The 18,779-nt window shown below is 67.8% G+C and carries 20 protein-coding genes and 1 pseudogene; 2 read left to right on the forward strand and 19 right to left on the reverse strand.

Annotated features, from left to right (window positions below):
- Positions 1–257: 257 nt before the first annotated feature.
- Entirely contained in the window at positions 258–398 is a 141-nt protein-coding gene (locus tag FHS42_RS34825) for a hypothetical protein (protein WP_184580152.1), read from the forward strand.
- Between the two features lie 1,210 nt (positions 399–1,608).
- The gene (locus FHS42_RS34830; RefSeq protein ID WP_184580154.1) at positions 1,609–2,436 is read left to right on the forward strand and encodes a phage antirepressor KilAC domain-containing protein; all 828 of its coding nucleotides are present in this window, start codon (positions 1,609–1,611) and stop codon (positions 2,434–2,436) included.
- 75 nt (positions 2,437–2,511) lie between these two features.
- On the opposite strand, the pseudogene FHS42_RS34835 reads toward FHS42_RS34830, so the two are convergent.
- From FHS42_RS34835 to FHS42_RS34925, 19 genes and pseudogenes are all read right to left on the reverse strand, one after another.
- Positions 2,512–2,631, reverse strand: a pseudogene (locus FHS42_RS34835) (YdcF family protein); the annotation flags it as partial.
- Positions 2,632–2,864: 233 nt separating this feature from the next.
- Positions 2,865–3,596, reverse strand: coding sequence for an HAD family hydrolase (locus FHS42_RS34840; protein ID WP_184580156.1), 732 nt, complete (start codon positions 3,594–3,596; stop codon positions 2,865–2,867).
- Between the two features lie 206 nt (positions 3,597–3,802).
- On the reverse strand, positions 3,803–4,210 hold the full coding sequence (locus FHS42_RS34845; protein ID WP_221477166.1) for an NUDIX domain-containing protein: 408 nt from the start codon (positions 4,208–4,210) through the stop codon (positions 3,803–3,805).
- 5 nt (positions 4,211–4,215) lie between these two features.
- Entirely contained in the window at positions 4,216–5,337 is a 1,122-nt protein-coding gene (locus FHS42_RS34850) for an adenosylhomocysteinase (protein ID WP_184580160.1), read from the reverse strand.
- A 31-nt stretch (positions 5,338–5,368) separates the two neighbouring features.
- A complete protein-coding gene (locus FHS42_RS34855) occupies positions 5,369–6,367 on the reverse strand; it encodes an NAD-dependent epimerase/dehydratase family protein (RefSeq protein ID WP_312867165.1) in 999 nt (332 codons plus the stop codon).
- A gap of 35 nt (positions 6,368–6,402) precedes the next feature.
- Positions 6,403–7,239: an aminoglycoside phosphotransferase family protein gene (locus FHS42_RS34860; protein ID WP_184580162.1), complete on the reverse strand. Its 837-nt coding sequence runs from the start codon at positions 7,237–7,239 to the stop codon at positions 6,403–6,405.
- The gene (locus tag FHS42_RS34865; protein ID WP_184580164.1) at positions 7,236–7,892 is read right to left on the reverse strand and encodes a histidine phosphatase family protein; all 657 of its coding nucleotides are present in this window, start codon (positions 7,890–7,892) and stop codon (positions 7,236–7,238) included. Before FHS42_RS34865 ends, FHS42_RS34860 begins: the two co-directional genes overlap by 4 nt.
- Positions 7,889–8,650, reverse strand: a complete 762-nt coding sequence (locus tag FHS42_RS34870; protein WP_184580166.1) for a phosphotransferase — start codon at positions 8,648–8,650, stop codon at positions 7,889–7,891. Before FHS42_RS34870 ends, FHS42_RS34865 begins: the two co-directional genes overlap by 4 nt.
- Positions 8,647–9,495, reverse strand: coding sequence for a class I SAM-dependent methyltransferase (locus tag FHS42_RS34875; protein WP_184580168.1), 849 nt, complete (start codon positions 9,493–9,495; stop codon positions 8,647–8,649). Before FHS42_RS34875 ends, FHS42_RS34870 begins: the two co-directional genes overlap by 4 nt.
- 31 nt (positions 9,496–9,526) lie before the next feature.
- A complete protein-coding gene (locus FHS42_RS34880) occupies positions 9,527–10,036 on the reverse strand; it encodes a P-loop NTPase family protein (RefSeq protein WP_184580170.1) in 510 nt (169 codons plus the stop codon).
- Between the two features lie 96 nt (positions 10,037–10,132).
- Entirely contained in the window at positions 10,133–11,185 is a 1,053-nt protein-coding gene (locus FHS42_RS34885) for a glycosyltransferase family protein (protein ID WP_246495842.1), read from the reverse strand.
- Positions 11,182–12,900 carry a carbamoyltransferase family protein gene (locus tag FHS42_RS34890; protein WP_184580174.1) on the reverse strand — a complete coding sequence of 573 codons (1,719 nt, stop codon included), beginning with the start codon at positions 12,898–12,900 and terminating at the stop codon, positions 11,182–11,184. The genes FHS42_RS34885 and FHS42_RS34890 overlap by 4 nt, the downstream gene beginning before the upstream one ends.
- Positions 12,901–12,908: 8 nt before the next feature.
- A complete protein-coding gene (locus tag FHS42_RS34895) occupies positions 12,909–13,859 on the reverse strand; it encodes a thymidylate synthase (RefSeq protein WP_184580177.1) in 951 nt (316 codons plus the stop codon).
- Entirely contained in the window at positions 13,856–15,709 is a 1,854-nt protein-coding gene (locus tag FHS42_RS34900; RefSeq protein ID WP_184580179.1) for a CDP-glycerol glycerophosphotransferase family protein, read from the reverse strand. The genes FHS42_RS34895 and FHS42_RS34900 overlap by 4 nt, the downstream gene beginning before the upstream one ends.
- Positions 15,706–16,407, reverse strand: coding sequence for an HAD family hydrolase (locus tag FHS42_RS34905; protein ID WP_184580181.1), 702 nt, complete (start codon positions 16,405–16,407; stop codon positions 15,706–15,708). The genes FHS42_RS34900 and FHS42_RS34905 overlap by 4 nt, the downstream gene beginning before the upstream one ends.
- Before the next feature lie 34 nt (positions 16,408–16,441).
- On the reverse strand, positions 16,442–16,924 hold the full coding sequence (locus tag FHS42_RS34910) for a DUF6082 family protein (RefSeq protein WP_184580183.1): 483 nt from the start codon (positions 16,922–16,924) through the stop codon (positions 16,442–16,444).
- Between the two features lie 119 nt (positions 16,925–17,043).
- Entirely contained in the window at positions 17,044–17,298 is a 255-nt protein-coding gene (locus FHS42_RS34915; RefSeq protein WP_184580185.1) for a hypothetical protein, read from the reverse strand.
- A gap of 130 nt (positions 17,299–17,428) precedes the next feature.
- A complete protein-coding gene (locus FHS42_RS34920; protein ID WP_246495843.1) occupies positions 17,429–17,839 on the reverse strand; it encodes a hypothetical protein in 411 nt (136 codons plus the stop codon).
- 167 nt (positions 17,840–18,006) lie between these two features.
- Positions 18,007–18,525, reverse strand: coding sequence for an ATP-binding protein (locus FHS42_RS34925; protein WP_184580189.1), 519 nt, complete (start codon positions 18,523–18,525; stop codon positions 18,007–18,009).
- Between the last annotated feature and the right edge of the window lie 254 nt (positions 18,526–18,779).

Raw genomic sequence — 18,779 nt, forward strand, 5'->3', positions numbered from 1 at the left:
GCCGGTACGCAGCGCCGCGACCGGCGCGAATGCAATCTGCGTTGAGGCGCATCCACGGGCTGGTCTCACTGATGTTGTCGGCGGACAGCGGATCGCCGACGCAGTCTCGGCCCAGGTTGCCGATGGATTCGCTGCCGCAACGAGACATCAGTCCAGGTCGGGCAGTCGGGCGACCGATGCAGGCCAGGGCCAACGGCAAAGAAGGTCGAGACCGGACACCTGGGCACATTGACTTTCTGAGGCCTACCAGAAGTTCCATGTATTCGCTCGCAGCCGTCGTCCGTGAGGAGGATCAGCGAAAGGGCCCCGCCTACCACTTCCAGGACCTTCACGTCCAGGTCGAACAGGTCGTCGATAGCGGTGGCCGCCACCTGGGCACCCAGAGTGCTGCAGCTTAAAAACTTAGCGCTCTCCCACGCCTTACGTGTGGCCTCCGAAGGCCCGTGAAGATGAGGCTGAAGTGCTTATGCGGTAGGCGAGCCTTGAGCAGTACCTCAGTGGCCGCCTGAAGGTGGAGCACCACGTACTTGAGGTCTCGGGCGCTCGGAGGTGTCGCACCTTGCGGCGAGTGTTGGAAGACGCTCACCAGGTAGTCCACGCCGTTGGACGCCGGCGTGTAGGACACATCCGGACGCGGGGGCAGGCGCCTCCCACTTCTTCATTTTTTTGGCCCGATATGCCGGCCGGGGTTTGCTCCGCGCCGACCTCGGGCCCGTCAATATGCTGCGGTTCAGCCTGTTCGAACATCGAGTCCCCCTGAATACCGAATTCCGGGAAGAACACCAGGCAAGACCGCTGCACCGATGTTCCCCAGGCTGCAAGACAAGGCACCGACTTATAGAGAGCGAACGACAAGCAAGTCTCCACTTGAGTCCCCACCGCCGCCCTCCGGGCCACCACCGCTGCACGCCGTTCGCACGTTTGGCCACCGGTCGGCCACCAGGGCGTGCCCGGCGGGGCCTCTGGGCCAAGCCACCGACAGGACCAAGGCCAAGAAAATGAAAAAACCCCAGATCACGGCGAGTGAGTCCTGGGGTTCCTCCGAGCCGCCTTCGGGATTCGAACCCGAGACCTACGCATTACGAGTTGTCCGATCTTGGTCCGGGGGCGTCCGGAGACGTTCGCGAAGAACGCGTCATGCCTGGCCACAGTCGTTCCCGTACACCAGCGGACTGCAGTGGATGACTCCAGAATGAGCGGCAATCGAGACCACGACTGAGACCACAGCCGACAGTTCGACTGGCTTCATCTGCGGCTAAGGACTTTGGCCCCGCTGGGTAACCACCACCCCTTAACTGTGGCCCCTACAAAACGAAGGTGAAGCAGGCTCGGTTCAGTCGAAATTCGGAGACATGCATCACAGCAGAGGGGTTGAATTCGAGTAAATCGGTCCCTGCTGGCACGGGATGCCGGGTGCTAGCAGGCCTTTCCTTGGGATTCACTGGACCGCCGAAAGGGGGCGGCACTCAGTGCCTGCGGAAGGGATAACTCTGCGTCAGAAGCTTCCCGTAACCTGAATGTCACGAGGCCGCCTTCGAAGCGAAGGCGGCCTAGACAGCTCGCGTGCGGGTGGAGCCGCCGAGAGCCCAGAGTTCAAGGAGTGCAACCTTGCCCAACCTGGACACTACCTTGCCCCTCGACGAAGGCAACAGCCGGGGGTCTAGTCCTTTCGACCGAATCATGCTCTTGGATCACAGAGGCGAGGAGCGCTGGTCGGCTCGTGACCTCCAGCAACTTATGGGTTACGAGCGCTGGGAGCGCTTCGATGACGTGATCAAGCGAGCCAAGGAGACGATCGAGGCCTCCGGGCTCGACCCCCTTGACCACTTTCGTGGCGCCGTGAAATCGATGCGGGGCGGTCGGTGGGGTAAGCAGGCCGTGACCGACTACCGCCTGACCCGCTTCGGGGCGTACCACGTAACCCTGGCCGGGGACGGGCGCAAGCCCGAGGTAGCGGCAGCCAAGACGTACTTCGCAATCAAGACCCGTGAAGCCGAAGCCGCAGCGCAGCAGCCCGCAGCCGACGTCTCCAGCCCCGAGGGCATCCTTGCCCTGGCCGAGAAGTACGTGGAGGCCGCACGCGATCTCGTCACTACGAAGAAGGTGCTCGCCGTGGCCGCCCCCAAGGCGGGCAAGTGGGATTCCTTCTGCAACTCCGATGGTTTGATCGACATGGGTTGTGCGGCAAAGGCCCTGACCAAGGTCACCGGGGGGCTTGGTCGTACTAAGTTCATGGAGCTCTTGCGCCGGGAGGACATACGCTTCCTCCAGGTACAGAACCCTCGGCTGCCCTACGAGAACCACATCAAGGCCGGGCGAGCCGAGGTGAAGATGGTCCAGGCGAGACACCAGTGGGTGGAGCAGACCTTCTTCACCCCGAAGGGCTTGGACTGGCTCGTAGACAAGCTAGGAGGCGTGGCGCTCCCAGCCGCCTGATGCGACCAGCGGGCCCGCCTACCAAACAGGGGGGCGGGCCCCAACTCCTAAACATTCAATGTCTCGTGCGGGCCCTCAACCCCGAGTCGACTCATCCACCAACAGGCGGCTGGTGAAGCCTTCGGCGCACAACCGCTCGTACGCCGCTGCCACATCGTCGGGGATCGTTTGCTCGATCATGAACCCCTGCCGGGGGGGTTCCCAACGCCAATCCTGAAGCGTCACCGCGTGTTCTGCACCGAGGTGGAAGGCCCAGCGGAAGTCCACGTGGTGGTGGGCCGGCTCGTTCTTCGGCGGGTTCGCGTCGATCGCGTGCTGAGCCGAGCCACGGTAGTTGGAATCGGGCCATGATTCTTGGAACCGGCTGATGAGTGCCCCGGGGAAGGCCTTGACCCGGGTCGCTCACTGACAACGGTCGTGAGGAGCCATCAGGCGTTCGCGCGTGATAGGTGGTTGGGGAGGTCGGTGAGCCGTTCGATGCGGAGCACCGTCTCGTCTGCCGTCGGCGATGGTCCGCCGGTGACGAAGTCGATGCCGCGGTCCAGCCAGATGCCGGTGAGCCCGGCGAGGGCGGCTGCGTGTACATCGCCTTCCAGCATGTCGCCCACGTTGACCGCCTGCGCGGGGTCCGTCCGCATCCGCTGGCAGGCGGTGGCGTAGGCGATGGGCTTGGCCGCACCGAGCTCGGTCGGGGTCAGGACGGCTTCGAAGTATTCGAGGAGGTCGAAGCGAGCGAGCTTGGCGCGCTGCTGCTCGGGGTCCCCGTTGGTGAGAACAGCCAGACGCGGTCCTCGGGGAAGCCGTTTCAGGTTCTCCAGGCAGAGTTGGACATCGGGATAGCACCGCCAGGCCTCCTCGAACACAGCGAGGTAGCGTTCGGCGATCCAGGCGTCCAAAAGACCGGGACTTGCTGGGACCGGCTCGCCGAGCATCGGCAGGAAGGAACGGAGTCTGCGTCGGTGGTGCTCAGCGAAGGAGCACTGACCGGCCAGGTATTCCCGCATGTGGCGTGCCTCCAGCGTCCACCACAACGTCACCAGATACTCCGGTGGAGCCGTCGCGTTCGGCGCGGCCTGGACGATCTGGCCGATCGTTTCCAGGACTGCGCTTCGATGATCTACCAGGGTGCCGTCCAGATCGAAAAAGATCACATCTGTCATAGGCGGATCATTTCGTGGTGCCTGCCCCTGACGCCAGAAGGGGGGCTTCCGGTGCTCTCTTCGAGTTTGGCACGAAGCCCGAGCGGACGCCGCGAACCCGCGGTCTTCGGAACTGATTCCACCATGGATGGCAATCCATCACAGGTTGCAAGAAGCGTGACCAGATGGTGCCAACAAACGTGTCCCGCGAGGCCAGAACCGCCAGGTCAGCGCACCCCCCTGGTTCCAACTATCTTGTCTCGGCTCACGTGCACGTCGATGTCGAGGGGAACGCCCTCGTAGCCGGCGAGTGGGACGACGGCGCTGGGCGAGATGCCCGCCTCCTCGTGCAGTTCGCGCAGGGCGGCGTCGCGCAGGTGCCGGTCAGCCGGTTCGTTGTGGCCGCCGGGCGCCAGCAGTTTCCCTGACGCCTTGTGCGCGATGTGCAGCACGTGCCGTTCACCGTTGATGAGGATGGCACTGCAGGTCACGTGTGCGGGGCAGGTCTTGCGGCTGGTGGGAGCATCCGCGCCGTCGAGCGCGGCGAACAGCAGGCCCAAGGAGCTGCGTTCGTCCGGATGGCGGGCGAGGTACGCCTCTGTGACAGCGTGGATGTGGTCGGTGGAGGGAGGCAACGAAGTCACCTTTCGAAGTGGCGGAGCCAGGTTCTGGCGATGGCGTCACGGTCGGCCGTCGGCATCTCGTGCAGGCCGGGCTGGAAGCGGGCGCGGCTGAGCGCCGCGGTGGCGGCGAGTATCTCGGCTTGGACGAGGTGGATGTACGTGCCGACGGCTGCGAGGTGCACGAAGTTGACGGCGCCCCCGTCAGCGAGCACGTAGAAGTAGTGGCCGGTGACCTCGTATCGCGTCAACTGAGCTCCGACGGGGTGTCGTTCGTAGAGATCGTCAAGGCTGCCGAGTTCGAGTTCGTCCTCGGAAGAGGTCACCGATCCGAGATACGCGCCGTTCCGTAGGGCGGCGAAGTCCTCATGCCGAAGGGCGAGATTGCCGGTGGCACACAGGACAAGTTCTGCATCGCGGACGGCCTCGGTGGTGGACGCGCTGGTGAGGAAGCCGAGGGAGTGCGCCTGTACCCGCTTGACCGGATCGCTGTCGTACACGGTGACGCGCAGGTCTTGGGCGCGCAGAGTCTGGGCGATGGCGCGGCCGATCTTGCCGAAGCCGATGACGCAGGCGTTGCGGCTGGTCAGGATGTCCCCGCGGGCGCGGACGAGGGCATCGGTGGAGAACACGATCGACCGCCCGACGAGGTGGTCCTCGCACTCCTTGAGCGGGGAGCGGGCCACGGACACAACCGGACACGGCAGGGAATTGAGGGCCGCGTACCGTTGGTGACCGTTCTCGGTGTCCTCGACGACGCCGAGGATGCGGCCGGAGAACTTGTTCACGAGGGTGTCGAGGCTCGCCGCGAAGTACCCGCCGATGTCCACCAAGACGACGTGCTGGCCGCCGGCCGTGTCCTCCAGGTATTCCAGGGCCTGTGTCTCGTCGGCGAACCGCTCCCGGGTCAGGTCGTGGACCGGCAGGGTGCCGCGGACCGCGTCAAGGGTCGGCTGGTGGATCGACCGGGGCTTGGGCAGTACGGCGCCGATTGTGGACACCGCAGTCATGGCTCGCAGGAACGCTGGTCTTTCCGGGAGCAGGTGCGTGATGACCAGCGTCGTGATCGTCTCACCGGCGGGGAACTGAGCGGTGATCCGCCGGAAGAAGGCGTCCAATCGCGCTCGCTCGGGGGTTTCCATGAGCACTCCTCTCGGGCTCCGAGGCGTAGGGCTACGCGGCCCGGCTGAGGTCAGGCACCTGGGCAGCCAGGGCCTGCATGTGGGGGCGCAGTCCGTTGTGGAGGTCAACTCGCGGCTGCCAGCCAAGGACCTTGCGGGCGCGACTGGGGTCGGCGCGGGTGAGGAGGACGTCACCGTTGCGCGCGTGGTCCCAGTGGAGCTGTATGTCGCGGCCGGTGAGGCTGGTGGCGATGTTGATCACGTCCAGCAGCGATGCGTTCGATCCGCCGCCGACGTTGATGGCACCGTGAGCCGTCGGCACGACAGCGGCGGCGATCGTGGCGGCGATCACGTCGTCGATGTAGGTGAAGTCACGACGCTGGTGGCCGTCTCCGTACAGACGCAGGGGTTGTCCGGTCAGGGCGGCGTGCAGTGCGCGGTGGGTGAACATGTCGGCGCGCTGCCGGGGGCCGTAGACGGTGAAATACCGCAGGGCGACGACGCTGGGGCCGATGGGGCGCTCGGCGTAGGCGAGGCAGAGCTGCTCCTCGGCCAGTTTGGTCACGGCGTACGGGGAGGCGGGTTTCGGGCGGTCGGACTCGAGGCTCGCGCCGCCGTCGGTCGGACCGTAGACACTGGAGGAGGAGGCGACGACCAGTCGGGCGACGCCGATGCGGGTGCAGGCTTCGAGGACCCGGTGGGTGGCCAGCACGTTGGACGCGAGGTAGTCGCCGAACTGTGCTCCCCAGGAAGGCCGCACACCGGGAATTCCTGCGAGGTGGAAGACCGTTTCCGCGTCGATCAGGAGAGGGTCGATCGCACAGTGAAGGAGGTCGGCCGTGACGTGATGGTATCCCGGCCGCCCTTGCAGCGCAGCGAGGTTGGTGGCGGCCGTGGGGTCGGTGGACGGGTCTCGGCGGTCCACGCCGATCACGGTGGTGCCGGCCTGGACGAGGGCGTGTGCGAGGTGGGAGCCGATGAATCCGGCTGAGCCGGTCACCACGGCCCGTCGGGGGGCAGCGTTGGTCGGGGGCTGCTCGTGCTGTGGCACGGGGACCTCCAGAAAGGTTTCGTCGAAGGGGGCGGTCAGGTGAGCCGGGACAGGACTGTTCTGCCGTGCTCGCTGAGGGCGGGGTCGTTCTCCTGGTGGCCCTTGATCAGGGCCGTGGCCGCCTCGATGGCGCCGAAGGACTCCAGAAGACGCCGTTCGGTGTCGTTCGGCGGACGCCCGTAGCCGTCGAAGAAGGCGGTGCGGAGGTGGGGTGCGGTTTGCCAGCGTCGAAATTCAAGCCGTGCGAAGTCGCGGACGCGGGCGTCGTGTCGCATGTGCTCGAAGTCGCAGATGCCGAAGGTGTCGCCTATCAGCCAGTTGCGCGCCTGGTAATCGAGATGGCAGACCGCGCTGTCCATGCGGCTGGTGCCCAGGATTGCCGCGTGGTGCTCCAGCAGGTTCTCCTCCACCGAGTCGATCAGGTCGGTGTGGACGGCCCGGTCGATCCAACTCTGGAAGCGCTCGGCGAGCGCCGCGCCGACGGCACCGCCCTGGGGCGCAGAGGTGGCCCGGTGGAGCTCGCCGAGGACGTGGCCGGCCTCGTGATGGGCCAGTTCTTCCTCGGGTGAGCCTGGGGCCACGGTGTCCGCCCGATCGCCTGTGAGCGCGGTGAGCAGCAGAGTGAGAGTGGCGTCGTCACGGCCGACCAGCTTCGGCGCATGGCCCCTTAGGTGGGCGCCCCATGCTCCGTAGGCGTGGACTTCCCCGGCGTACCGGTCCCGCCTTGCGTGCTGTTTGGCCATGAAGTGACGCCCGTTACTGGCCACCAGACGTACGACCCTGAGCGGAAGCACGGGGCCCGGTGCGATCTCGACTGCGCCGAGGAAGTGGTGCGCCAGGCGTATCCGGGGGTCGTCCGATGTCGCGATCACGGTGTCGGCTCCGGCGTGAGGAGACTTAGGTGCTCGGTGTCGTTGTGCCGGTCGAGCATCCAGCGGGTCTGACCCAGGCGGTTGTGGTGGTGCTGCCAGCGGGTGATGGAGGCGTGGTTGTGGGTGAAGCCGGCCGGCGAGCCGATCGGAATGCCGAGCAGCAGGGTGTGTGCGGTGATCACCGTCTCCCCATGGGCCGCGAAGACGATGCGCTTGCCGTGGTTCTCCTCGATGAGCTGGCTCAGGTTCCTGCTGGCGCGCTTCAGGAATCCGTTCCAGGTGTCGGAGCCAGCGGCCCAGGGGATGTCGGGATGCGCGTGCGGTCCGCCGTTGGCGGCCGTCTTCACCGCGTCCCAGGGCTTGCCGTCGGCATCGCCGTGGGCCGGGCCGTCGAGACGATCGTCGTGGCGCACTGGGACCTGGAGCGTCCGGGCGATGATCTCGCCGGTCTGGACGAGGCGGATCCGTGGGCCGGTGTAGACGACGTCGAAGGGCTTCTTCAGGTGTTCGGTAGCCAGACGGCGCGCGGCCTGTTCGGCTTGGGCGTACCCGAGGTTGGTCAGGCCGGTGCAGGTACGAGGGGCCCCGACGAGGCCGTCGGCGTTGCACTGGGCCTGGCCGTGTCGTACGAAGACGAGTTCGGTGGTGATCATGAGGCTCCTCGGTGGCTGAAACGGAGGGGCAGGCTGTAGCGGTAGCCGTTGCGGCCGACGTACGGGGCGGTGAGCACGGCGTGCAGGCCCAGAAAGCTGTCGAGCTGGCCTCGGTCCGTCGTGCCCAGCCGGGCGTCGTGGCGTTGGGCTGCCGCGCTGTACGCGAGCAGGGCAGTGGTGACGGCTTGATCCATGAGCGGTCCGTAGGTCAGGTGAAGCGTCGCGATCAGCTTGGCGAGGTCGTAACCCATCGGGGCGAGGGACAGGTCGTCGGTATCGACGGCGACGATGTCCTGCGTGCTGGTGACGATGAAGTTCCGCGGGTTGCTGTCCTTGTAGAAGGCCCACGGTCCCTGGGCGGTCGCTTCCAACAGGCCGAACATCGCGTGCAGGGCTGCCTTGTTCGGCAGGTAGCCCTGCACGTGGCGTCGCTGTAGGGCGAGCTTCCGAAGGCCGAGGTAGTCGTCGAACGTCGTGCCGTCCTGGAAGTGGTGCGGGGTGTCCAGCGACGCGGAGTGCAGGTCGCTGGCCCAGGCGGCACCGTGGGCGTGGCCCAGCAGTTCCGCCACGCGCGGGAGATCCTCGGGGCGTACGCAGCGGCCCTCGATCCGCTCGAACGTCAGGCTGTCGGGTCCGACGGTGTAGAGCACCGGCTGACGCAGCGGCTTGGCGTGTTCGTTGATCCACCGGTAGTGGCGCACAGCCCCCGCCGCGCGCTCCGGTGTCACGTAGTGCTTGGTGAACGGCGGGGCGGTCATGGCCAGCGCCCTTCGTTCGGTTGGGCGACGACGAAAGTGATGCGGGATCGGGTGGTCAGCGGCTGGTCGGGAAGGAATTCGTGCAGGACCGCGGCCAGGGCCCCGGGGTTTCCGTACAGGCCGAGCGCGAGTTCGTATTTGGGGTTGGTGGCCAGGTACTGCGCTGTGTGGTCGTGGCCGTCGAAGGTGAAGACATGCTCCTCGTCCAGGACGGTGATCACGTCGAGCGAGGAGGCGGCCAGGTCGGCGAGGTTGCCGCTGTGGGCTGCGATGTAGAGGCTCTCGTGCTGGGCGGCACGCGGATCGAGGCCGGCGGACGCGACCAACTGGTCCATCTCCTGGTAGCTGTCGAGGCCCTTGGTGACGAGCACCGCCAGACCCCCGGGGGCAAGGACCCTGGCGACCTGTCCGACGACGTCCTTGGGGTGCGGCGAGTGGTAGAGGCAGAAGGCGGCGACGATGACGTCGCTCGACCCGTCGGGCAGGGGTAGGTCGTGGAAGTCGCCTTCGACGAAGTCCACCGTGCTGTTGGGCAGGCCTTTGGCACGCTCGCGGGCCTGCGCTAGCAGGGAGGGGGAGGCGTCCAGGCCGACAACGCGCTGCGGCCGGAGCTGGTCGGCGATGACGAGGCTGCTCGTGCCGCGACCGCAGCCGATGTCGAGCACCACGCCGAGCCGGTCGGGCCGGGCGTGATGGGTCTGCACCAGGCTGACGATCGTCTCGGGCACGGGGCGGCCGGCGGTCTTGGCGCGCATCAGGGCGCTGGTCCGCCCGAGCAGCCGCGAGGTATGTCCGTAGAGCTCCCGCTGCCGGGCGGGGTCCAGGAACGGGTTGAGCTCGTTCATGCCGCACCCCCTGACCGGGGGCGCGGGCCGGTCAGGACTGCCCGGCGGCCACCTTCCGCAGCCAGCGCCGCGTCTGGCGCCGGTTGGCCAGCAGCACCACATCCGCGCCGGAGCCGAACTCCTCGATCTTCGCCATCACGCGGGGCCGCATCTTGCGCCGGTACGTGGCGACGTACTTGATCACGCCCCAGTGGATGCGGTTGTGCACCCCGTTGCCCTTGTGCCCGGCCCCGTGCCGGATCTGCCGGGAGAAGATCCCGTACAGCGCCACCACGGTCGACACGTCCATGAGGACCACCGTGTCGCAGGCTTCGAGCCGTATCTGCAGTGTCGAGTTGTAGTTGCCGTCGATCACCCACCGCGGCTGCGCGACCAGCTCGCGCTGCACGTCGGTGAACTTGTCCACGGGCAACGCGTTCCACTCGTCGTCGTAGAACGCGGCGTCCAGGTGCGTCACCGGGGCATCGAGGATCGTGGCCAGTTCGCGGGCCACGTGGGATTTGCCGCTGCCTCCGCAGCCGACGATGGCGACCTTCTTCATGGTGCTCCAGCGTAGAGAGGTGCGGGTGTCCGGCGGGGCCATCCTCCAGGACCCGCCCGGATGATCCAGGCGCCATGGCCTGGGGGGCGGTCGGCATCAGGCTGCTCCCCGCTCCGTCGCGGTGGCCTGGACGAGTCCGTGCAGGACAGATTCCAGGGTGCTGACCTGCTTGCTCAGGCCGAACAGGCGCAGGCGGTCCACGCACGCGGCGATCAGGTCGGCGTGCTGCTGGGTGCCGGCGATCTCGCGGAGGTAGGAGAGGCGTTCGATCACGTCTCGGCCGGAGCGCACGACCAGCTCCCTGGGGACGAACCGGTCGGCGAAGCGGATGTCCGCCGGGGCCAGCGGCAGGCACCCGGTGAGCACGGCCTCGAAGATGCGCTGGGTCATCTGCCCGACGGCGGCGTACCGCTCGGGCAACATCAGCACCGTGGCCAGAGACCGGCCGTAGACGCCGGCGGCGGCCTCGAACGGGATCCGGCCCACGAAGCGTACGTGCGGCCAGCGGTCGGTCTTCGTCCACTTCCCAGCGACCAGGTGCTCGACACGGGCGGCGGCCGGGGCGAAGAAACGGTCGAAGGACTCGTCGCGGTCGTACTGGTTGCCCACGTAACCGAGCGCCAGGTCCCGCCGTTGTGCCGCAAGGGCGAGGGGGTCGGCCTGGGTGAGAAGGTCATCGGCGACGGGGAAGAGCAGGGAGCGCGCGCCGTGGGTCGGGGCGAGGGCGGCCTCGCAGACGCGAGTGTGTGCCGTGCGGCGCCACACGCTCTCAGCCCGCAGGGTGCGGTCCTTGTCCCAGATCACGGTGGGCGTCTGGTGCCGCACGGTGTAGTGGTTGATGAGCTGGGCCTGGCGGTGCAGATCGCAGGTGTGCCCCTCGCTCCCGCACATGGTGGTGTTGCGGCCGGTGATCGACCAGCGCCACTCCAGGAACAGGACGTCGATGCCCGGGAGGCCGTCGTCGAAGGTGTACGCGCTGCCGAGGTCCTCACCTGCTTCGAGGCGGTCGCGGTCGGTCTGCAGGAAGACGATGTCCTGACCGCGGGCGAGGAGGGCGTCGATGAAGGGGCGGCGGTGGCTGCGGCCTCCGTCCGGGGTATCGGTGACGCCGTTGCCGAGGAAGCCCCAGAAGCTGTATCCGATCTTCATTTGGTGATCCATCTCCCTTCGAGGAGTAGGGCGTCGAGTCCGGAGTTGGCCAGGCAGTCCAGGGCCATCTCGGGTGTCCCGCACATCGGCTTGCCCTTGACGTTGAGGGAGGTGTTGATCAGCACGGGTACGCCGGTCCGACGATCGAAGGCGGTCAGGACCGCGTGCATGAACGGGTTCTGCGACCCGGTGACGGTCTGCAGGCGGGAGGTGCCGTTGGCGTGCACGATGGTCGGCACACGGTTGTGCGTCTGCTCCGTCACCCCGGAGGCCATGGACATGTACGGGGCCCGCTGGCCGAGGGTGAAGAACTCGTCGGCACGTTCGGCCAGGACTATCGGTGCGAAGGGCCGGAACGGTTCGCGGAACTTAACGGTGGCGTTCAGCCGCTCGACGACGCCGGGCTTCAGCGGGGAGGCGAGGATCGAGCGGTTGCCCAGGGCGCGTGGCCCGGCTTCGACAGCCCCCTGGAACAGGCCGACGATGGTGCCGTGGGCGAGCTGGTCGGCGAGGAACTCCGCGGTTTCGGTGCCCAGGGTCTTCTGGTGGAGGCCGGGCCAGGGGGTGAGGTCGAGGGGCTGGTTCTCGTAGGAGGGGCCGAGGTAGCAGGTGCGGGCGATGCCGGCCACCGGACGAGGGTTGCGTCGATCGACGTGCACGGCGAGGGCGGCGCCGATCGCGGTTCCGGCGTCACCGGGCGCGGGCGGCACGAACACCTCGTCGAAGATGCCGGCCTCGATGATTCTCCCGATGCTCACGCAGTTCGTGGCGACACCGCCCCCCACGCACAGGCGCGGGGAGCCGCTGAGGACGCGGGCTCGGCGGGCCAGGTGCACCATGACCTGCTCGGTCCGCTCCTGGAGGGCAGCCGCCAGTTCTCGGTGGACGTTTGTGAGCGGCTCGCTCGAGTGCCGCTCGGGGCAGGTCTCGGCGACGAATCGCCGCGATGTCCTCGGGTATCCCGATGTGAGGGTGCGCGACGGGAAGTAGCCGGGATCGATGCGGAAGCCCGTGGCTGTCGTACGAACGGCCCTTGTGAACAGGTGGCGGAAGCGGGCGGGGTCGCCGAGGGCGGCCAGCGCCATGACGGTGCCTTCTTCGTCGCCCCGCCGCCAACCCAGGTGCTCGGTGACAGCGCCGTACACGTACCCCAAGGAGGCCGGGTCGTTGATCGCTTCCAGAGTCCGGGCGCGGGGGTGGTGGGTGCCGTGGCCATGACCGATCGTGGTGGTCTGCCGCTCGCCGAGGCTGTCGACCACGAGCACGGCGGCTTCCTCCCAACCGGAGGCGGCGAAGGCGGTGAGCTGGTGGGCGCGGTGGTGCAGAACCGGTGTGACGTGGGCAGAGGGGAACTGGCTGCCGAGGACACGCAGCCGCCGACGGGTACGCAGGGCCACCTTGGCGAACCCGTGGGCGCGGGCAAGGCTCCGGTCGCGCGTCGTCGGCGAGAGCGCCATGCGCAGGGCCGCGGCCGACTCGGCGAGATAGCGGGCGGGCTGGAAGTTGTAGGCGACGGCGTCCACGTCGGTGGCGCTCAGCTTGGCCTGGTCGAGAAGCCACCCCACGGCGCGGGCCGGGTAGAGCTTGGTGTGCTTCTGCTCGGAAAGGCGCTCCTCCTCGACGAAGCCGACGAGTTCACCATCCACGAGAAGAGCGGCGGACGAGTCGTGGGTGTACGAGCACAGGCCGAGGACGACGGAAGGTGTGCGCTTCATGGCGGCGGTCACCTTGCCCCGGCCGTCGCGGCACGCTTGGCCGCGCGCCGCTTCAGCTCTCCGTACCAAGCGGTGAGCGCCTGGCCGAGGGGTCCGTCGATCGTGTCGGCTGCCCGCCATGCCTGCTCGTGCTTGCCGTCCTTCCACAGCCGGTAACTGCGCAACGTCTCGGCCATCGCGTCCCAGCCGGGGTGACCGGTCACGTCGCGGGCCTGGACCTGGTCGAGCAGGCTGGCGAAGCCCGCCCAGGACGTTCGCAGGTCGGACATGATCGGGCTCGCCGAGAGCGAGGTCAGCGCGTCGGCCTGCTCCACGTGCTCGTCGTAGATGTGCAGCGAGCCGATGTGCAGGTGGAACTCGCCGAGTTCCGCGTCGAGCCACCCGGCGACCAGCTCGTGCAGCACGGTGTAGAAGAACACGTCATACGGCATGCCGATCCACACGTCCTGGCCGCGCATCATGGTCGCCATGTGCAGGCGGCCGGCGCGCAGGTGGAACCGGAATCCGAGGGTGCAAGGCACGTCCTTGTGCCCGGCGGCGTCCTGGGCCGGGTCGTAGAGTTGGATCAGGGCCCGCCGGGAGTCGGGGTCCGCCCGGAGGATCTCCACGACGCGGGCCAGTTGGTCCACCTTGCCAGCCCAGTTCCGCATCCTGGGTCCGTACGCCCCCAGGAGGACGCCGTCGTCGGCGAACTGCCGCAGCCGGCCGTTGTAGTCGAAGATCCACGAGGCGTCGGATCCGGACAGGTGCCAGACCGTCTCGGCGACCGCGAAAGCCGGATTCACGATTCGGGCCGGCGGGGCGTAGAGCAGGCGGGCACGCGGCTGGGTAAGCAGCAGGTGCACGTCACGGACTTCGTGGGTGGCCATGCCCCGGGGGCTGACCTTTTCGCCGGACTTGGCCAGCGTGACAGCGCCGGAGAACAGCTCGGCAATGCTGTCGGCGGTGAGGTGTGTCATCGGACGGATGCTCCTTCGTCCTGGGGCGACGCAACGGCGCCCGCATCTTGGTGGGTGGAATCGCCGGCCCTTGCCCTTGGGGCGGATGTGGCGCGGTCGGTGATGAGGCGAGCGATCCGAGTCGCGCTGTCGCCGCGCCACCGGCACACCACGTCCAGGGCCGCCTGCGGGATCGGCGTACGTGCCTCGCGCACTTCGGAAAGCGCTTCGGCGACGCCACTGGTGTCATCGCACCGGGTCGCGAGACCGTGACCGGCCAGGCCCAAGGTGCGTTCGCCCGGCGGGCCGATTTCGAGCACCGGGACGCCGAGCAGCGCGGCTTCGATCCCGCACGTCGAGTACGCGCTCGCCAGGGCGTCAGCGCCAGCGAGGCAGCCTCGTGCTCCGATCCGGGAATCGGCCACGGCCACGAGCGGTCCGCCACCCCGCTTCACCAGAGAGGCGAAGGCATCGGCTCCCTGCGCCGGGTGTGGAGCGATGACGAGACCCCAGTCGCCGTCCGCCTTGCCGAGCCCGTCCAAGAGGAGGTCCGCGTGGGACGCCAGGTGATCGGGGCTGAACGGCTGGCAGGCCCACACTGCGATCCGGGCGGGCACGCGGCGGCCACCCGCAGCCAGCAGCTTCTCCAGATAGCGCCGCTGCGCCTGGCGGCCCAAGCCAGCGAGTACGTCGAAGCGGGGCTGTCCGAGCACGTGTACCTCGGCCTCGGGGTGACGCACCCACGCTCGGCTCAGAGCGAGGTCACGGTCGCCCATGACGATGATGTCGCGGCTGTGCAGGGCCGGCCAGGCGATCGATTCCGCCGTCCACGCCCCGTGCTGGACGTGAACCGAATTCGCGCCGTGTCGCTCGGCGGCGTGAGCGGCCAGCACGCCCAGAGGACTGGTGTCGTTACTCAGGAGGACGGTGTGCGGCCTGGTAGTCGGCAGCATGTCGTCGAGCCAGCTCTCCGCCCGCACCAGGGTCCGCCACGACGGCTGGGTGCAGCCCCCACTGGTTTCGAGCAGCACGGACAAGAGCCATACAAGCCGGGCGAGTTGAACACCGTGGCCGTTTATGTTGACTGCGTGCTCGTCGTCGGGCAGGTGTAGGCCCTCGGCAGTGCCGGAGAGGGCGAAGAGGTCACTCGGCGCCGAGCGCAGCTCGATGCCCGTAACCGATCCCGGGCTGCACCGCTCTGCGGGGTCGGTGGCCAGATCGAGGAGGAGACTCTTCTGCCCGTCGCGTGCCAGTTCAGTGAGAACCGGCATCAGCGTGGCAGCGTGCCGGGAGGTCCAGGACAGTGCCAGAACGTCCTGTCGTCCGAGATTCGAGGGGAGCGAACTCGGCTCCGTGTTCGCCGTACTTGTCCGGGCGCGGTTGCGTAGCTGGGCGGAGCGGGTCGGGTTGTGCGGTGCCGCAGCCCCGAGCAGGTACGCGATGCCGGACCAGGTCACGGTGTAGGCCAGGTACTCACGCGAGCTGCTCGAACGCAGTCCGACGAGTCCCTCGTACGGGGCTAGGACCAAGGGCCCCGGCGCCGAGGCGAACGGCGCCCATGCGTTCAGGGCCAGGAGCTTGCGCACGATCTCGGCGACGAAGCGCCGCACAGGAACGTGCTGGACGTGGAGCCAGCCGGCTCCGCCCGGAGTGGAGGCCAGCGAGGCCCCGTAGTTGTCGAGGGCCGCCATGGCGTCCTCAACGCAGGCGCGCAGTTCCTGCCGGTCGACGGCCGTGGCTTCCAGTTCAGTGGTGTGGACGTGGTCGGTTCTCGCGTGCGCCAGGGCGCCGCTTCCGACGAGAGCCCATGTCGGCTTCCCGGCGGTTGCGGTGCGGACCAGGCCCAGACCACCAGTCGTGCGGGGACTCATACCTTGCTCCCCTCGACGAGCTGCTTGGCGGGGAGGAGGAGGCGCAGCAGTTCCTCGGGCGAAACGGTCGTCTTGGGTGCAGGAGCCGTGAGTTGCCCGTACCCCCATCCAGTGCGGGTGTAGGCGACCCCGGCGCGTGCGGCCGACTCCTGGTCGACCGCCATGTCCCCCACGTAGACGGCGGCAGCGGGATCGACTCCCAGATCGACCAAGGCCAGGAGGAGCGGATCCGGGGCGGGTTTGGTCCGGCCCGCCCCCGCGGACGTACGGGCGGTCGCGAAGGGGCACCCGAGGCGCGCGAGGAGAGGAGCCGTACGGTCGACGTGCTTCGAGGTCACCACACCCAACCGCCAGTCGGCGGCCACGAAGGCGTGGAGCATCTCGATGATGCCGGTGAACTCCTGCGCGAGGTGCGCGGCGGCGACGGATTCCGCTTCGTGCGTCCGGCGGACCGTCTCAGCATCGGTCACGCCCAGTCGCTGCATGATGTCGCCGAACTCGCGGCCCAGGTGGCGCTCGTAGTCGTGGAACGGCAGGTTGACGCCGTGCAGCTCTTGGACCTTTCGCCACGCCATCTGCATCACCGGACGGGTGTCGAGCAGGACACCGTCTAGGTCAAGGAGAAGAGCGTGCGACGTGTGGTCGCTCGGCGCGGGCGGAGCTGGTGGCGATTCGTGAGCGGGAACGGGAGCGGTCATGATCGTCCTTCTCGTCAGGGGTGGCCGTCGCGCCTCAGAGGGCCGAAACCGGTCCGAGTTCGCACTCGGGGTACTGGTCCGGGCCGCCGGCTTCTTCGAAGGCCGCGTTGAGCAACACCACGTGCTTGCGGTCGCGCTGGCCTCGGGACTGCAGAGCACGCCCATGGCGGGACAGGGCCCATGCCTTGAGGGCCGTCGGGTCCTGCATGAAGTTCTTCGCGTTTTGCCGCAGCACGGCGGTTGTGAAGACACCGAGGTTGAGGCCGGTGCGCCAGAACTCGAGCCACCACTGACACATCAGGAGAGGACCGGATTCATCTTCCTTGACGTGATCGGGGTGGTTGCGCACCCATATCGGATCCAAGTCCGGGTGTGTCGTCGCGACTTCGAGCATGCGGCCGTGGGCCTGGTGCACCGCCAACTCCAGGAACTGGCGGTGCTGCAGGTGTCGCTGAGCGGTATGTACCGCGGACGCGAGGGCGATGGTGCCGGCCAGAGCGAGAACGGAACGGTTCATCTGCAACCTTTGCTCACGGATGGATGGGGATGGTGCAGGGCGACCGCGCTCCTCGGACGAGGTGCGTGGGCGACGGCCGATGACCAGCGGCGTTCGCCACCGCGCTCGCTTGAGGGAAGTCAGGCTGCGTCCGGCGGTCCGTCAGTCGAAGGCGAGACCGCTCCGTTCGGCGAGGCCGGCAGGCGAGAGAGCCGGTGGAAGCGAGAAAGGTCGAAGCCACCCCCCTGCACCTCGCCTGCGGGCACGGCGAAGAGGTCGAGTCCCACTTCGCTGGGCGCCTTCGGGATGGCCTCCTGGATGGCGAGGAGCGCTCCGCCCTGCTCGCGGTGCGTCAGCAGGCGCGGCACCCGATCGGTGTGTCCGGCGGAAGTCATGGTCAGCCCTCGATCAGGTGTGGTTGAAGGTGATGGCGAGCGCGGCGCTCACAGTGGCGATCAGGAGGACCTGGGCGCTGATCTGCCTCCAGCCCCAGCCCTTCTTGTCCACCCAGCGCAGTGGACGCCTTCAAGTCGGCGCGCTGGGCTCCTCGGAGATCACGAGGTGGACAAACGCCCGGTACTGCTCGCCCAGGCGCATGATCACGGCGTGGTACTCGTCGTCATCGCAGCTGATGTTGTGCCGGTCGAGAACGACCACGCCCTCCGCCAAGCCGTCTCGGAGCTGCCGCTCGACCTCGCGCCAACCAGGGCGCTGCCAGGGAGGTGTGTAGACACTCCGGCTCGTACGGGAGGCGAAGAAGTACGTCGTGGGCACCGGGACGGCCACATCGTGGAGCCGGGCGCCGATCGCGTAACCGTGTTGCTCGGCCTCGGCCTGTAACGTGCCCCAGTCCTCGTCGGGTCGGGCCCTCGGACTCGGCACCAAGCTGTACGCCAGCAAGCGCAGCGGCTGGTCGCCCTTCCTGAGATCCCGCATGTGGACGACCTGTCGGTAGAAATGCTGGCGGGTCCTTCGGAGCTGGCCAGCCCGGGACCGGCGCTTCGTGGGGTGCGGGGCGCGGGACCACCTCGGACGGTCCTTGCTGGCAACCGGCAACTCGCCGGCCGTCTGCGTCTCTCCCCCCGGGCTGCGGGCGACGGGGCTCAACATGTCGGGTCCAAGCTCGACCGCGTCGTGCGGCGACATGGGGGTGCCTCCGTAAGAGTGGGGATGACCGCGTAGGTAGTTCGGCCGTCGTCCGCGGTGCCCCACCGAAGCGACAAGCGGGCGACGAGGTGCAGCCCTCGACCACCGCGATCACTGGCACCAGCACGTCGTCGCCGGGCTGGCGCGGCGCTGTCGTCGGTGACCCAGATCCGAAGCTCGTAGTTGTCGTGCCACAGTCGCAGGCGGACATCCCCAGAGCCGTGGGTGATCGCGTTGGACACCAGCTCCGAGACGACGAGTCGGGCGTCCTCTGCCAAAGCGTCCGGCACCGACCACTGGCTCAGCACGGTGACCGTGGTTCGTCGCGCCTGAGCGACGTGCACACCCGCCGGCTCCATGACCATCTCGAAGACGCGAGAGGTCAGCGGACACCCAGTGGGTGCGGTGCCGGCGACGCGAGCGTCGCCGCCATCACCCCCCGGTCGAGGTGGCGTTGCTGTCCGGTGCGTGGTCATGTGCCCATCGCACCGTGGCTTCGTGATCTGGAACAGGGGAAACCGGAGGGGGAAATTTTTTGTCAAGGGGGGAAAAAGAGGGGGGAGTTGGGACGAGAATTGGATTTCTCCCACCGATAGAGGTCAGACTCATGGCAGTGGATCCGTTCGCCGAGCTGCTCCGTCACCTGCGGCGTAACGCGAACCGGACGCAGGACGAGCAGGCCAATGCGATCAACGCCGTTTCCGGCCGGGCAACGATGACCCGCCGAGAG

The organism is Streptomyces zagrosensis, assembly GCF_014203645.1.
Taxonomy (GTDB): domain Bacteria; phylum Actinomycetota; class Actinomycetes; order Streptomycetales; family Streptomycetaceae; genus Streptomyces; species Streptomyces zagrosensis.

What these genes read in the sequence shown, in the direction of transcription:
- FHS42_RS34880 (WP_184580170.1), bottom strand. Translation starts at nt 10,036, where the DNA reads ATGAAGAAGGTCGCCATCGTCGGCTGCGGAGGCAGCGGCAAATCCCAC.
- FHS42_RS34925 (WP_184580189.1), bottom strand. Translation starts at nt 18,525, where the DNA reads ATGACCACGCACCGGACAGCAACGCCACCTCGACCGGGGGGTGATGGC.
- FHS42_RS34920 (WP_246495843.1), bottom strand. Translation starts at nt 17,839, where the DNA reads ATGCGGGATCTCAGGAAGGGCGACCAGCCGCTGCGCTTGCTGGCGTAC.
- FHS42_RS34840 (WP_184580156.1), bottom strand. Translation starts at nt 3,596, where the DNA reads ATGACAGATGTGATCTTTTTCGATCTGGACGGCACCCTGGTAGATCAT.
- FHS42_RS34825 (WP_184580152.1), top strand. Translation starts at nt 258, where the DNA reads ATGTATTCGCTCGCAGCCGTCGTCCGTGAGGAGGATCAGCGAAAGGGC.
- FHS42_RS34900 (WP_184580179.1), bottom strand. Translation starts at nt 15,709, where the DNA reads ATGAGTCCCCGCACGACTGGTGGTCTGGGCCTGGTCCGCACCGCAACC.
- FHS42_RS34850 (WP_184580160.1), bottom strand. Translation starts at nt 5,337, where the DNA reads ATGGAAACCCCCGAGCGAGCGCGATTGGACGCCTTCTTCCGGCGGATC.
- FHS42_RS34865 (WP_184580164.1), bottom strand. Translation starts at nt 7,892, where the DNA reads ATGATCACCACCGAACTCGTCTTCGTACGACACGGCCAGGCCCAGTGC.
- FHS42_RS34910 (WP_184580183.1), bottom strand. Translation starts at nt 16,924, where the DNA reads ATGAACCGTTCCGTTCTCGCTCTGGCCGGCACCATCGCCCTCGCGTCC.
- FHS42_RS34875 (WP_184580168.1), bottom strand. Translation starts at nt 9,495, where the DNA reads ATGAACGAGCTCAACCCGTTCCTGGACCCCGCCCGGCAGCGGGAGCTC.
- FHS42_RS34915 (WP_184580185.1), bottom strand. Translation starts at nt 17,298, where the DNA reads ATGACTTCCGCCGGACACACCGATCGGGTGCCGCGCCTGCTGACGCAC.
- FHS42_RS34895 (WP_184580177.1), bottom strand. Translation starts at nt 13,859, where the DNA reads ATGACACACCTCACCGCCGACAGCATTGCCGAGCTGTTCTCCGGCGCT.
- FHS42_RS34905 (WP_184580181.1), bottom strand. Translation starts at nt 16,407, where the DNA reads ATGACCGCTCCCGTTCCCGCTCACGAATCGCCACCAGCTCCGCCCGCG.
- FHS42_RS34885 (WP_246495842.1), bottom strand. Translation starts at nt 11,185, where the DNA reads ATGAAGATCGGATACAGCTTCTGGGGCTTCCTCGGCAACGGCGTCACC.
- FHS42_RS34870 (WP_184580166.1), bottom strand. Translation starts at nt 8,650, where the DNA reads ATGACCGCCCCGCCGTTCACCAAGCACTACGTGACACCGGAGCGCGCG.
- FHS42_RS34890 (WP_184580174.1), bottom strand. Translation starts at nt 12,900, where the DNA reads ATGAAGCGCACACCTTCCGTCGTCCTCGGCCTGTGCTCGTACACCCAC.